Here is a 13546-nt window from a genome sequence, read left to right as displayed (position 1 = left end):
CCGGCGTTCATCGGGATCCGCTTCAAGTGCTTTGAGGCCGAAACCCGGGCCCGGGCGGTGCGCACCCTGGATGTGTTCATCTCCCAGCTGGCCAGCCACGGCCCGCTGCCGCAGGGGCTGCGCCTGACCCTGCCGAAGGTCACCACCGTGGCCCAGGTTGAGGCCATGGTGTTCCTGGCCGAGAAGCTGGAGGCCGCCCACGGCCTGGAGGTCGGATCACTGCGCTTCGAGGTGCAGGTGGAGACCCCGCAGGTGATCATCGCCGCGGACGGCACCCACCCGGTGGCCCAGCTGATCCACGCCGGCAAGGGGCGGGTTTCCTCGCTGCACTACGGCACCTACGACTACTCGGCCTCGCTCGGGGTGGCCGCCGCCTACCAGTCCATGGAGCACCCGGTGGCGGACTTCGCCAAGGACGTGCTGCAGGTTGTGGTGGCCGGCACCGGGGTGGAGCTCTCCGACGGCTCGACCAACATCCTGCCCGCCGGGGACCCGGAGAACGTGGCCGCCGCCTGGGCGCTGCACGCCCGCCTGGTGCGCCGCCACCTGGAACGCGGCATCTACCAGGGCTGGGACCTGCACGAGAACCAGCTGGTCACCCGATACCTGGCAACCTTCTCCTTCTTCCGGGAGAACCTTGAAGCGGCAGCCACCCGGCTGCGCAACTACGTCCACAAGATCGAATCGGCGATCATGGATGAGCCGGCGACCGCCCGTGCGCTGGCCCGCTACATTCACCGCGGCCTGGCCTGCGGTGCAGTGGAGGAAGAGGAAGTGGCCGCACTGGCCCAGATTTCCGTTGCCGAACTTGAAGCCCTAGCCCTGAACCGTTCCCATGCCTGAGGAGAAGACCATGACAGCCCAAGCCGGCGCGAAGACCCCCTACTACACCACCTACGGCGGCCACCCGCCGCAGACCGATCTGCTTACTGACCGCGCCGTGGTCACCGAGGCGTACACCGTGATCCCGCGCGGGGTGCTGCGCGACATCGTCACCAGCGTCTTCCCCGAGTGGACCAACACCCGCGCCTGGGTGCTGAACCGTCCGGTGGCCGGTGGGCCGACCACCTTCGCCCAGTCGATCGTTGAGGTCGGTCCGGGTGGCGGCGCCGAGAAGCCCGAGCCGCAGGCCGAGGTTTCCGGGTTTGTGTTCGTGGTGGCCGGGGAACTGAGCCTGAGCATCGAGGGCGAGAACCACGTGCTGGCCGAGGGCGGCTTCGCCTACCTGCCGGCCGGTGCTCAGTGGTCGGCGAAGAACAACGCCGCCGAGGTCGCCACCTTCCACTGGATCCGCAAGCGCTACGAGCCGCTGGCCGGGTGGCCGCCCCGGGCCCGGTGGTCGGCAACGAGCAGGACATCGAGGCCGGCGCCATGCCCGACACCGACGGCAAGTGGCGCACCACCCGGATGCTGGACCCGAACGACGTGGCCTTCGACTTCGGGGTGAACATCGTGACCTTCGAACCGGGCGCCTCGATCCCGTTCGCCGAAACCCACGTGATGGAGCACGGCCTGTACGTCCTGGAGGGCAAGGCCGTCTACCGTCTGAACGACGACTGGGTGGAGGTCGAGGCCGGGGACTATATGGCACTGCGCGCCTTCTGCCCGCAGGCCTGCTACGCCGGCGGACCGTCGAACTTCCGCTACCTGCTCTACAAGGACCAGAACCGCCAGATCATGCTGTAGGCGCTGCCTGCAGTACTCCTAGACCGGGCCGGAGCCGCGCCCTAGTTCACGTCGTACCTCCCAGCTTGTCCAACCTCTTTGTTCCAGTGATGTTTCGCAGGGACAGGCCGGGCGGGAACGTCGTGACCGGGTGTGGTTCCGGTTCTCCTTTTAACGCGACGCGTGTTTGACCTGCTGCGAGGTTCAACACCTGCAGTCGGTTCGCTGGCGCGGCTGAAAAATAGACAGGAAAAGGCCGCTGAGTCAAGGTGTGAAAGGTCATGCACTCGTGCGGTGCAACGCCGTCTGGGTGGTCCGCCGGGTGCTACAGTCATAATGTCTGGTCGTCCAAGGCGACCGGATAAGGGTCTCGTGCATTCACCCCCCGGTAGGTGTGCGGTGATCCGGTGGAGTGGTAACACCGTCCAGATGGATCTGGGGTTATCATTCCCACTAAGTTCCTTCCTACCGGGAAACCCTGCACTTCTGACCGCGGAGCCGTATGATCGCCCCGCGGTTTTTTGCTGTCGTTCTTCAATTTTCTCGGCTGGCCCGGCCGGCAGCGCACCGTTCAACTTCTCACCGCTGCCGCGGCAGACCCGCTTTGTGTGGTCCGCCGCGGCAGCGTTCCCCGTCGTGCTGGGGACGGCGCACAATGCGTCAGGGCTTGAGTGAGCTTTCCCCCTCGCTGGCGGGGATGGCCCCTGCTGCGGCGGCATCAAAGACCGGAACCAGGTGCGCCACCGCGCTGTGCGGGGTGTAGCGGCTGCGAAAGGTGATGCTTTCGCTTTTGGCCGCGGCCTCGAAGAGCTTGCAGACATCGGTTTCCGGGCGGCACGGCGGCACGTCCTTCAACGCGGCTGAAGGTGTTGAGACGTAGAGGAAGCGAAGCTCCTCGGTGCTGGGATCCACGGTGGCAATCAGTGCAGGGCCTGCTGGATGGCAACCAGACCCATCACGTCGTCCAGCGGCTCATGCGGCTTGGCCATGATGATGGGCATGCCGTGGACCCAGCCGTGGGACTCCAGGTATGCGCGGGTTTCGCGCGCTCCGATAAATTCAGCCACGCGTTCTGCAATGTGCGATTTCACGAATCGCTCCGCCATGCTTCAACCTCCAAAAGGGCACGACAAATACCGGTATTGATTTCCCCGGTAGTCGCGCTGCGGTTGGCCCTGTCTGGTTGGGCGGACCCAGATGCGAGTGATGCGACGCAAATCAGGAAAGCCCAGCGGCAACAGCAATGCTTGCATCGGACTCTAGCTTTCACACGCATGCAAACGCGAGGACTCTCAGGTAATTCCCAGTAAAGAGTAGGGCGGGGCACGAGCTCAATCGCAGCGGGGGCAGGCAATAGTGGCACAGCTTCCGGGTCCGAAGGTGGGTAGGAAGTAGCCTGAATACAAGACAATTTCGAAGCGGAAGCAGGGGAAGCGCGCGGTGGGACAGAAAAAGAAGAAGAAAGTCCGCAAGCAGGGCCACCCGGCGCGTCAGGAACACCGGGGCAAGCCGGCGAATAGCGCCATTATGGAGCGTCAGGTTGATAGCCTCGCCGCCGATTACGTCGCCTGGTTTGAAAGCGCCTACGACGATCCGGAGATGGGTGAACTGGCGTTGCCCAGCTTCGAACTCGTCAGATACTCCCTGGGCGTCTACGCCGAGGCGACCGGGGCACTGTCGGCCACCGAGCTGCGGGTTGAGCAGCTGATCGAGGTGCTGGCGGCGATCGTCGCCTTCGCCGAGGACCAGGCCCAGGACGATCTTTCGATGCAGCAGGGCAGATGCTGTTGCGTTCCTGGCAGGACTACGCGCTCTTCCTGGACGAGACCGGGCGCTGGGCCGGTACCGAGCAGCAGCTGCAGCGGCTGCTGGAGTTCGCTGAAGGTGAGGACGATTCACGCTTTGCGGACATGGAGGACGAGGGCCTGTTCGAGCACATGCGCTCGGTCATCACCGGCGAATTGCGTCAGGCGCCCCTGCTGGCCATTGGCCGTCGCCTCTCCAGCTGGCTGGGGACTGGTCGGCCGGTTCAGGAGAACGGGGAGCTGACCCCCGAGGCGTTCGCGGAGGCGCAGCGGCAGATGGCGGACCTGATGCCCGATTCCCGGACTTTTGACGTCCCGGCCCAGCTTCTGCGGATCTACCGCTCACTGCTGGTTTCGGGCGTGTGCGACCTGCGCCGGCATGATGTGCTTGCCGGGGAAGCCGCCGAGGATTTCGCGCAGGAGATTGACTCGGAAGCTGGCTTCGCCGCGGTGTTCAACTTTGTCCAGGCCTACGTGGAAGATCTGCTGGAACTGGCACCCGCGGCGAATTCGGAGATGACCGGCGCGTGGGAACTGTGCACGGGGTGGATCTTTGAGGGACTGGACGGTGCAGCACTGCCGGTTGGGCAAGACACCGACCGACGGTCCGCCAGGAGCAACGGGACCTGGCCGTGGGGATGCTGGAGGAACTGGCATGGCTGGGTCTGATCGCCAAGGACGAGGGCTACCACAGCACGGTGAGCCTGTCGCTGATGGTTGAAAGCTTCATTGACTCCAGCGTGGAGGAGGATCCCTTTGACGACTCGCCCGAGACCAGCCCGGTGCCCGCAGGCCGACAGGACGGTCGAGAGCAGGAGAACGTCACCGAACTGGAGGCCATACCGGGCACGGGCGCGGAAACGGCCGGGAAAGAGACACCCGGCACCGAGCTGGCCGAGGTCTTAGCCCTGCCCGGGGCCCGCAAGCCTGACACGGATCAGCCGCAGCAGCCTGCCGACGGCACCGTGCTACAGCTGAAGGTCACCCTGCGTTCGGCCAAGCCGCCGATCTGGCGCCGTGTTCTGGTGCGGCCCGAAACCCGGTTGGACGAGCTGCATGCGATCATCCAGCGCAGTTTCGCATGGGATGACAGCCACCTGCACAGCTTCTCCCACGGGGGCCGCAATGGTGCGTCCTATGCGCCCAAACCCGGGGGCATGGACGAGGACATCGACGAGACCACGGTGACGGTCGGCGAACTGCTGAGCGAGCCGAAGGACAAGCTGGACTACATCTACGATTTCGGGGACAACTGGGAACACGTCATCGAACTGGAAAAGGTTCTGGATGATGACGGCGGCACCGTGCCGCGCTGCACCGGTGGGCGGCGGATGGCCCCGGCCGAGGACTCCGGCGGCGTATGGGGCTGGGAGAACATCCAGGCGGCCGTCGAGGACCGGAAGCATCCGGAGCATGACGAGTACCGCCAGTGGCTGGGCCTGGGCGAGGGCGAGGCGCTGGATGTCGCGCACTTCGACAAGGACGAGGTCAACCAGCGCCTCTCCCGGCTGCGTTAGGCACCAGCCGGTTCCCTAGGCCGGCAAGGAGGGCATGGCGGCTAGCTCCGGCGGGCCACCACCAGCACGTCATCAATGGTGGCGTGCTGCCCTTCGGGTCCCGTGACCTCGCGCTGCACCAGCTCCGCGCGCAGCACCTCCCAGCCAGCGGTTGGCATGCCCAGCGCGCGCAGCTCGTCATCGACCGTGGCATGGTCGGATGGTGGGCATGCCCCTGCCCCTCGGCGCCAGGTCCGGCCCAGGAGGGGTGGCTGCGTGGGAGAGCACCACGATGCGTCCGCCAACGGCGACGCGTTCGGTGGCCCTGCGCTGGATTTCAGCGCGCTGGAAGTCAAAGGGTGCCTGGAAGAAACTGAGGGTTACCAGGTCAAACTCCCGCTGATCATCCCATTCGGCCAGATCCACGGCGATGAATTCGGTGGATTCGGACATCCCGTGTTCGGCGGCTGCCTCACGCGCGCGGGCGACGGCGGTTTCGGAGATATCCACTCCGGTGACCTGCCAGCCCCGCGCTGCCAGCCAGAGCGCGTCCCCGCCCTCACCGCAGCCCAGGTCCAACGCGCTGCCCGGTGCCAGGTCCTTCAGCGCGGCGGCCAGGGTGGAGTTCACGTTGCCGGACCAGATCCGCTCGGATCTTCCATAGTGGCTTTCCCAAAAGTCCTTGCCAACGAGTTCTTCCCCGGAATGCTGCGTCATCTTGTCCTCCACTGAACCTGCTTGCCAGAGCCGGGCTGTTACCCGGTTGCCCCTCAACACTAGGCAATTCTGCTGCCGACCGTGACCGGTTTTGCGGCAGCGGCAAAAAGCGCGCCAGCAGCTACCACTCAGCGTGGCAACAGCCCGGGACACTAGTCGGCCACCGCTTGGTTGGTCTCCGGCTCATTCTGCTTCTCGGCGGCAAAGATCCTGGATAGCTTCCGGTATTGGCCGCTGCCCAAGGCCAGCAAGGCGACGAGCACCATCACCAACCCGGCCACCAGGAACACCAGGGCGATGCCGCGGGCCTGCCCGGCCCCCAGCAGCCAGCCCATGGCCGCTTCACCCTGCTCCGATTTCATGAACGGGATGATCAGGTATTCGGCCAGCGGGGCAATCAGGAAAGCCGTGATGGGGCCGCTGCCGCCTCGAGCATCTGGCGAAGCCGAACACCCGGCCCTGCCGGCGGAATGGAACCACTTTCTGGATTACCGTTTGCTCGGAGGCTTCCGCGGCCGGGATCAGCATCATGTACAGCCAGATCCCCAGCACGTAGAGCCAGGCCCATTCCCGGATCGTGAACACGGCGCCCAGCAGCCCCATCATTGCCACGGCCAGCAGCAGCGTGCGAATGGGGTTTCGGCCCAGCCCGAACTTCGCCACCAGCAGCCCGCCAATGATGAAGCCGGTGGAGGCCAGCCCGAACACGATGCCCCACATTTCAACGGACATGATCGTCAGCCCGTAGGTCCATTAACGCCATGTAGACCCCGCCGACGAAGTTGTTGAACATCGAGAAGATGATCAGCGACAACAGTCCGGGGATCGCCAGCACGGTGGTGAACCCCATCTTCAGGTCAATCGCCCGGTTCCGTCCCGGCTCCCGCTCGGGGGCCTGTTCCGGGATGGGGATCAGCACCAGGTGCACCATGCTCACCGCCACCAGCGCAATCGACAGCGAGAGCGTCCAGCCCATCCCCAGCAGCCCGATGGACAGCCCGGAAAAGACGCTGGTGATGATGAAGCGATGCCCTGCACGGTACCGACCAGACCGTTTGCGTTCGCGTGGCGTTCGACCGGGACCAGCAGCGTAACCGTGGTGGCCAATGCGATGGAGCGCATCTGCTCGACAATGGAACCGAGCAGGATCACTCCGCAAAAGAGCCAGAACTCCCATCCGCCGATGTACAGGATCCGCTCGGTGGGAAGCCACAGGTAGAGCAGGCCGGCCAGGCAGAACGCCACCGCCGTGAAGACGGCGGAGAAGACGAACACCGTCTTCTTGCGGTGGTTGTCAACGATCGTGCCAAAGACCATGGAGAACACGGCAATCAGCAGCATGAATGCGCCGCCAATGAACGGTGGCCATGACATTGCGGGTTTCCAGGTAGACCCAGAACACCAGCGCAAACCACAGGTAGCTGGTCGTCAGGTTCGCCACCGCCGTGTTCACTAGGATGTGCCCAAAGGAACGCATCGCGCGTTCCGGTTCCCGGAGCACTTGGGGTTCCGGTGGTGGGGTACTGGTGGGTGGGGATGGCTCGGACATTTCCGACCTTCGGCTACTGGGGCGCGCGAAAAAGCGTACTGAAAACGATACGGACTCAACCCCCGGTTGTCACCGTTTTTGGCGGTCGGGATTTGCCAAATTTTTCCCCTGGTCGCACTACCGATGATCCGTTTGCTGGCGCCCGGGTGTCGTGCTGGTGGATTGGGCCTCCCAGAAGAACGTGGCCACCGGCAAGCACGTGGAGCGCCGGCCGGGCGGTAATGGGAATGCAGCACTATTGCCGCGCTCGCCGTTCCCGGGACGCGGGGACTGTTGCTGCCCGAAAGCACCTTGCATTCGCGCTGGCGTTCGGTGCCGGCCGCGTTCGTGGGCAGCCTCGCGGCGAGCTACCCGGTCCTGGGACTGCTAAGCATACTGTCGGTGATCCGGTTCTCGCACTCCAAGAGTGCGAACGCCGGTCAGGGGGCCGGAATACCAATCCCGAGGCGCCGGTCCAGATCCTGCAGCATCGCCCCAATCTCCTCGCCCGGCCGCCCGGGGCTGAAGTGGAACCCCTGGGCATAGTCGAACCCCAGTCGCTCCACCAGCTGCAGCTGCCCGATGGTTTCCACGCCCTCGGCCAGCGTCTTGGCCCCGATCGAATTGGCAGCCTGCAACAGCGAATCAACCAGCGTTCGGATCCGCGGGTCCTGCTCATAGCCGGTGATCATGGTGCGGTCCAGCTTCACGATGTCCGGGTGCAGCTGCACAATCCGCTCCCGAGTGGCGTGGGCGACTCCAGCGTCATCAATGAGCAGCAGGCAGCCCATGGCGTCGGCCAGCTGCCGGGCCCGGGCGCATACTGCCGGATCGCTTTGCTCATTGAGTTCCAGACCCCACACCAGCCGGGGGTCGAGCCGTAGACTGGAGCCGGCGAAGGATTCGATCGTCGACCCCGAGGCGTTCAGGGTCACCAGCACGCCGGTGGGCAGCAGGGCGCTGGCCTCCAGGATGCCCTGGATGGCGCGCAGCTCCAACTCGACCAGCCGACCCTCATCCCGGGCGGCCTGGAAGTGCTGTGCGGGGCCAAGCCCGTCGGCGAAGCGGGTCAGGGCTTCGAAACCCAGCAGGGAAGAGGAGCCTACGTCGATGAGCGGTTGGAAAACGAATTTCAAGGGATACCTTTGAGCGCGGAATGACGATAGGCGAAGGGTTGGTCGGCGGGAAGTGATGACGGTGGCTGCAGGGCGCGGGGCCGGGGCCCGAAGCAGATTTTACAGTGCCCCAGAAGGCGAAACCACGACGTGGGTCGCTCTGCGGCGTTTTCCCAGTTTCTGCCCCCGGGGCGGGGCGCAAGCCGGCTGACCGGCGGGAGCACACCCCCATGGCGTGGTGGCAGAACGTTGTGCCCGCGCCGTTTCGCACCTTGACCCAGATGCACGTCATGGTCACCGCGCTGGTGGCCCTGTTCATGCTGGTCTTTTATCTCATTGCGCTTTTTCTTCCGGTGCGCAGCCCGGTGCTGCAGGGTTTCAACATCCTGTATTGTCTGGGCTGCGCCGCCATCCTGGGCGCGATCTACCGCGCCGGGGACAAGCTGGCGTCCTGGATCATGTACGTGGGTGCGCTGGCCGAGGTCGCCGCGTTCATCTACTTTGTGGCGTTCACCCGAAACCACGAACAGGTGGTCTTCCGCCTGCAGCAGTTCCCGCTGCTGGCGCTCTACCTTTCCTGGATTTTCCCGCCCTGGCTGGCGCGGTGCACGATCTACCCGGCGCTGCTGTTCACCATTCCCTACGGTGTGCTCATCGGCCCGGTTGCTGGCACCGAACACAGCCAGGGGATCTTGAACATCGCTGCCCTGATGTTCTTCACCGTTCTGGGCACCGGCGTGGGCTCGTTTGTGCGGGACCGGTTCCGCGAGCAGACCGAGGTTGATGAGCTCACCGGGGCACTGAATCGGCGGGCACTGAGCGTTTACGGGGAGCAGGCGATGCTGCGTTCGCGTAAGCGCGCAGAGCCTTGAGTGTGGCGATGGTCGACCTGGACGGATTCAAGACCATCAATGACACCCAGGGCCACGGGGCGGGGGACAGGATCCTGCAGGAGCTGGTCCGGCACTGGCAGGATGCGGCGCGCAGAACGGATCTGATCTTCCGGCTTGACGGCGATGAATTCGTGCTGCTCTTCCCGGACACCACCGCACCACAGGCGCAGGGGCTGATGCGTCGGATGCAGGCGACCTCCGGGGCGGCATGGTCCTTCGGGGTGGCGCAGGTCGGGCCGGAGGACAACCTGGGAACCCTCGTGCTGCGGGCCGACCGGTCCATGTACGAGGCCAAGCGTCCCGGCTGATGCCCGACCCGACGAGGAAACTCGGTTAGTTGGCTTGAACCGGGTGTGCGGCTATTGTAAGGATTGTGACCCGCGACACGTCCGGGATAATCCGAATCCCGGTGCTCTCGGCGCGGAACCCAGTCATCACGCCACCTGAGAAGCATGGAGAAAGCATGAACCAGCAGGCCCGGGCGCGCACGCCGCAAACAGCGAATTCCGCCGCCATGGTGCAGGAGCTTCGAGTCGGGGGAGTCGGGGCATGAAATCCTATGCGAAGGGCGAGACAGAGCCAGCGCTGCTGCAGGACACCATCGGCGGATCACTGCAGGACACGGTGGCCCGCTACTCCCAGCGCGAGGCGCTGGTGGAGGTGGCTTCGGGCCGGCGCTGGACCTGGTCGGAACTGGACCGGGATGTGAACCTGCTGGCCCGCGGACTGCTGGCCGCCGGCATCAACAAGGGGGACCGCCTGGGCATTTGGGCGCCGAATTGCGCCGAATGGACACTGGTGCAGTACGCCACCGCCAAGCTCGGGGTCATCCTGGTCAACGTGAATCCCGCTTACCGCACCCACGAGTACGCCTACGCGGTGAACCACAGCGGGATGCGCATGCTCGTGGCGGTCTCCGAGTTCAAGAGCAGCAACTACCGGGAGATGATCGAGCGGTCCATGGTGGACACGCCCGACCTGGAGCGGGTGATCTACCTGGATACCGATGACTGGGCGCAACTGCTGGAGGCGGGCGGACAGATCCCGCAGGCCGAGGTGGACCGCCATCTGGCCGGCACCACCCCGGAGGAGCCGATCAACATCCAGTACACCTCGGGCACCACCGGCTACCCCAAGGGCGCGACCCTCAGCCACCGCAACATCCTGAACAACGGGTACTTCGTCACCGAGATGATCCGCCTCGGCCCCGAGGACCGGCTATGCATCCCGGTTCCCTTCTACCACTGCTTCGGAATGGTGATGGGCAACCTGGGGTGCACCACGCATGGCACCACCATGGTCATCCCCGCCCCCAGCTTCGAACCCGAAGCCACCCTGCGCGCCATCGCGCAGGAGCGGTGCACCGGAGTCTACGGGGTGCCCACCATGTTCATCGCCATGCAGAACCACCCCAGCTTTGGCGACTACGACCTGGGCACCTGCGCACCGGGATCATGGCCGGTTCGGTCTGCCCGGTGGAGGTCATGCGCCGCAGCATCCAGGACATGCACATGGAGGGAATCTCCATCGCCTATGGGATGACCGAAACCAGCCCGGTCTCCTGCCAAACGCGCGACGATGACGATGTGGAGCGGCGCACCGCCACCATCGGCCGCGTGCACCCGCACCTGGAAATCAAGATCATCGACCGGCCACCGGGCAGACCGTGCAGCGCGGTGAGCCCGGGGAGTACTGCACCCGCGGCTACTCGGTCATGCTCGGGTACTGGAACGATGAGGAAAAGACCCGCGAGGCCATCGACGAGGACGGCTGGATGCACACCGGGGACCTGGCGGTGATGCGCGAGGACGGCTACTGCACCATCGTTGGGCGTATCAAGGACATGATCATTCGCGGCGGGGAGAACATCTACCCCCGGGAAATCGAGGACTTCTACTTCCGCCACCCGGACATCGAGGACGTCTCGGTGATTGGGGTGCCCGATGAAAAATACGGGGAGGTGGTGTGCGCCTGCGTGCGGATGAAGGCCGGCCGCGCTCCGCTGGACCTGGGTGCCGTACGCGAGTTCGCCCGCGGCAAGCTCGCCCACTACAAGGTGCCCGAGCACCTGATGGTGCTGGAGGAGTTCCCCACCACCGTTACCGGCAAGATCCGCAAGAACCAGCTGCGCCAGGACGCGGCCGACACCTTGGACCTGTAGGCTCGCCGTGCGCGGCTGCCGGCCGAGGTCCTAGTCCCGCAGCTTGCCGCGCAGCCGCTCGCGCATGGCCCGGCTGGCCTCGTTGAGGCCATGCACCTGAACCTGCTTTCCGTAGCTTTCATACTTGTCCGTCACCGAGTCCAGGGCCGCGATGGTCGAGGCGTCCCACAGGTGGGATCCTGACATGTCGATGATGATGCGTCCGGGATCCTGGGCGTAGTTGAACTGGGTGTACAGGTCATTGGAGGAGGCGAAGAACAGCTCGCCGTCCACCGTGTAGATCGCCACCTGTCCCTCGGTGTCCCCGGTGACGCTGCGCTTGACGGTGACGAAGTGGGCGACCCGGTTGGCGAAAAGCACCATCGCGGTGAGCACTCCCAGCCCCACGCCAATGGCCAGGTTGTTGGTCGCCACCGTGAACGCCACGGTCACCAGCATCACCGCGGTCTCGCTCTTGGGCATGGCCTTGAGCGTGGCCGGACGGATGCTGTGCCAGTTGAACGTGGTCAGGGACACGAAGATCATCACCGCCACCAGTGCCGCCATCGGGATCTGGGCCACCACGTCCCCGAGCAGGACGGTGAGCAGCAGCATGAACACCCCGGCGAACATGGTCGAGATCCGGGTGCGGCCCCCGGAGGCCTTCACCCCGATCATGGTCTGCCCGATCATCGCGCAGCCGCAGATCCCGCCGAAGAACCCGGTCACGATGTTCGCGGTGCCCTGCCCCCAGGATTCGCGGGTCTTGTTCGAGGGGGTGTCGGTGATGTCATCCACCAGCTTTGCGGTCAGCAGGGATTCAAGCAGCCCACAAACGCCACCGCCAGTGCGTAGGGGAAGATGATCTTGAACGTCTGCAGGTTCAGCGGCACGTCCGGGATGAGGAAGAACGGCAGCGACTCGGGCAGCTCGCCCTTGTCGCCCACCGTGGGCACGGTGATCCTGGCGAGGACGGTGATCGCGGTCAGCAGCACGATTGCCACCAGCGGGGCCGGGATGGCGGAAGTGAGCTTGGGGAAGAAGTAGACCACCGCCAGTCCCAAGGCCACCAGCGGGTAGACGGCCCACGGGACGGCCTGCAGTTCCGGCATCTGGGAGAGGAAGATCAGGATGGCCAGCGCGTTGACGAAGCCGACCATCACCTGACGGGGAATGAAGCGCATCAGTTTCGCCACCCCTGCCACGGCCAACAGCACCTGGATCACCCCGGCCAGGATCACCGTGGCAAACAGATACTCCACCCCATGGCTGCGCACCAGCGGTGCGACCACCAGGGCGACGGCTCCGGCGGCCGCCGAAATCATGGCCGGGCGTCCACCGGTGAACGCAATGACCACGGACATGGTGAAGGAGGCAAAGATCCCGATGCGCGGATCCACCCCGGCAATGATCGAGAAGGCGATTACCTCCGGAATCAGCGCCAGGGAGACCACCAGCGGCCAGCAGCTCGGTCTTCAGCAGGCGTGGGGAGCGCAGGGTACGCCACACCGATTGGCGTTGCAGCGGGGTGAGCTCGGCCAGCGTTGACATGGGGTCTCCGATCGGGTCCGAAGGCGGGAAAGGCGTGGCGACGCCAAGGGAATCCTAGCGGCAGACGGTCCGCCCTGTGAAAAACATGTCATTATCCACAGCTCCTGTGGAAAATGGGTATAACTCTGTGCACAACGCCGGGAGGAGATGTGCAGAACTTTGGTGCGCTTGGCGCAAAAGCGCGAGATCCCGCGGAAATCAGCGAACCAGACGGGCCCGGGAAGCCCGGGATCACGGGCTTCGATCGCCGTGGGATTAACAACGCTCGGAGTCAAGAAAGCCCACATTGTCCACAGTTGTGTGGATAACTTGTCGGCGAGGGGACGCCCCGTGATCCCGGCTACAGCCCGGCCTGGCGCGCCCGTTCCAAGGCTGCGGCGGCATCGGTGGCCCCCAGCTTTTTGTACAGGCCGCGCAACTGGGACTTGATGGTGTTGGGGGGAACGGAACGTCGCCTCGGCCATCTGCCGCCGGGACAACCCCGTGCGCAGCAGCTGCAGCAGCTCCAGTTCACGTTCGGTCAGCACCGGGCGGGGCTGGAGCGCAGGCAGGGTGCGGCCAATGAGCTCCAGCCGGCGTGCTTGGGCCTCATCCAGGGACAACAGCCGGGGGATTGCGCCCCACCCCGGGGCGGTG

13 protein-coding genes and 3 pseudogenes are annotated in these 13546 nt (G+C 65.0%); 7 read left to right on the top strand and 9 right to left on the bottom strand.

The window, feature by feature from the left end:
* Together JCM19049_RS03010 and JCM19049_RS03005 are read left to right on the top strand one after the other, a co-directional pair.
* Positions 1–843: aldolase/citrate lyase family protein (locus JCM19049_RS03010; RefSeq protein ID WP_054820766.1), on the top strand; the 843-nt coding region annotated here is incomplete at its 5' end.
* Between the two features lie 10 nt (positions 844–853).
* Positions 854–1686: pseudogene (locus JCM19049_RS03005) on the top strand (bifunctional allantoicase/(S)-ureidoglycine aminohydrolase).
* Between the two features lie 639 nt (positions 1687–2325).
* Here the strand turns inward: JCM19049_RS03005 and JCM19049_RS03000 are convergent.
* Entirely contained in the window at positions 2326–2577 is a 252-nt protein-coding gene (locus JCM19049_RS03000) for a hypothetical protein (RefSeq protein ID WP_054820765.1), read from the bottom strand.
* A gap of 8 nt (positions 2578–2585) precedes the next feature.
* Positions 2586–2732, bottom strand: a complete 147-nt coding sequence (locus JCM19049_RS02995; RefSeq protein WP_279402345.1) for a hypothetical protein — start codon at positions 2730–2732, stop codon at positions 2586–2588.
* Positions 2733–3446: 714 nt separating this feature from the next.
* On the opposite strand from JCM19049_RS02995, the gene JCM19049_RS02990 reads away from it, so the two are divergent.
* The gene (locus JCM19049_RS02990) at positions 3447–4139 is read left to right on the top strand and encodes a hypothetical protein (protein ID WP_054820763.1); all 693 of its coding nucleotides are present in this window, start codon (positions 3447–3449) and stop codon (positions 4137–4139) included.
* Entirely contained in the window at positions 4109–4987 is an 879-nt protein-coding gene (locus JCM19049_RS02985) for a plasmid pRiA4b ORF-3 family protein (protein ID WP_054820762.1), read from the top strand. Before JCM19049_RS02990 ends, JCM19049_RS02985 begins: the two co-directional genes overlap by 31 nt.
* A 177-nt stretch (positions 4988–5164) precedes the next feature.
* Here JCM19049_RS02985 and JCM19049_RS02980 read toward each other — a convergent pair whose 3' ends face one another.
* From JCM19049_RS02980 to JCM19049_RS02970, 6 genes are all read right to left on the bottom strand, one after another.
* Positions 5165–5683: a class I SAM-dependent methyltransferase gene (locus JCM19049_RS02980; RefSeq protein WP_279402344.1), complete on the bottom strand. Its 519-nt coding sequence runs from the start codon at positions 5681–5683 to the stop codon at positions 5165–5167.
* Positions 5684–5835: 152 nt separating this feature from the next.
* Complete coding sequence (locus JCM19049_RS22135) at positions 5836–6045, bottom strand: hypothetical protein (protein WP_306420657.1); 210 nt, start codon at positions 6043–6045, stop codon at positions 5836–5838.
* Positions 6026–6415 carry a hypothetical protein gene (locus JCM19049_RS22130; RefSeq protein WP_306420656.1) on the bottom strand — a complete coding sequence of 130 codons (390 nt, stop codon included), beginning with the start codon at positions 6413–6415 and terminating at the stop codon, positions 6026–6028. Before JCM19049_RS22130 ends, JCM19049_RS22135 begins: the two co-directional genes overlap by 20 nt.
* Complete coding sequence (locus tag JCM19049_RS22125) at positions 6405–6620, bottom strand: hypothetical protein (RefSeq protein WP_306420655.1); 216 nt, start codon at positions 6618–6620, stop codon at positions 6405–6407. The genes JCM19049_RS22130 and JCM19049_RS22125 overlap by 11 nt, the downstream gene beginning before the upstream one ends.
* Entirely contained in the window at positions 6617–7057 is a 441-nt protein-coding gene (locus JCM19049_RS22120) for an MFS transporter (protein ID WP_306420654.1), read from the bottom strand. Before JCM19049_RS22120 ends, JCM19049_RS22125 begins: the two co-directional genes overlap by 4 nt.
* Before the next feature lie 594 nt (positions 7058–7651).
* On the bottom strand, positions 7652–8347 hold the full coding sequence (locus JCM19049_RS02970) for an EAL domain-containing protein (RefSeq protein WP_054820760.1): 696 nt from the start codon (positions 8345–8347) through the stop codon (positions 7652–7654).
* A gap of 230 nt (positions 8348–8577) precedes the next feature.
* On the opposite strand from JCM19049_RS02970, the gene JCM19049_RS02965 reads away from it, so the two are divergent.
* From JCM19049_RS02965 to JCM19049_RS02955, 3 genes and pseudogenes are all read left to right on the top strand, one after another.
* Positions 8578–9198 (top strand): hypothetical protein, encoded by a 621-nt coding sequence (locus JCM19049_RS02965; protein ID WP_054820759.1) that lies wholly within the window; start codon positions 8578–8580, stop codon positions 9196–9198.
* Positions 9199–9200: 2 nt separating this feature from the next.
* Entirely contained in the window at positions 9201–9527 is a 327-nt protein-coding gene (locus JCM19049_RS02960; protein ID WP_054820758.1) for a GGDEF domain-containing protein, read from the top strand.
* A gap of 241 nt (positions 9528–9768) precedes the next feature.
* Positions 9769–11380 (top strand): annotated as a pseudogene (locus tag JCM19049_RS02955) (AMP-binding protein).
* Between the two features lie 30 nt (positions 11381–11410).
* On the opposite strand, the pseudogene JCM19049_RS02950 reads toward JCM19049_RS02955, so the two are convergent.
* Positions 11411–12910, bottom strand: a pseudogene (locus tag JCM19049_RS02950) (SulP family inorganic anion transporter).
* Positions 12911–13546: the final 636 nt, after the last annotated feature.

It is taken from the genome of Arthrobacter sp. JCM 19049 (assembly GCF_001310435.1).
Note: the sequence above shows the minus strand (reverse complement) of the source record. Positions and strands in the feature narration are given on the sequence as shown.

Coding starts and splice junctions, on each gene's coding strand:
- JCM19049_RS02990 (WP_054820763.1), top strand. CDS start 3,447: ATGCTGTTGCGTTCCTGGCAGGACTACGCGCTCTTCCTGGACGAGACC.
- JCM19049_RS02985 (WP_054820762.1), top strand. CDS start 4,109: ATGCTGGAGGAACTGGCATGGCTGGGTCTGATCGCCAAGGACGAGGGC.
- JCM19049_RS02980 (WP_279402344.1), bottom strand. CDS start 5,683: ATGACGCAGCATTCCGGGGAAGAACTCGTTGGCAAGGACTTTTGGGAA.
- JCM19049_RS22135 (WP_306420657.1), bottom strand. CDS start 6,045: ATGAAATCGGAGCAGGGTGAAGCGGCCATGGGCTGGCTGCTGGGGGCC.
- JCM19049_RS22130 (WP_306420656.1), bottom strand. CDS start 6,415: ATGTCCGTTGAAATGTGGGGCATCGTGTTCGGGCTGGCCTCCACCGGC.
- JCM19049_RS22120 (WP_306420654.1), bottom strand. CDS start 7,057: ATGTCATGGCCACCGTTCATTGGCGGCGCATTCATGCTGCTGATTGCC.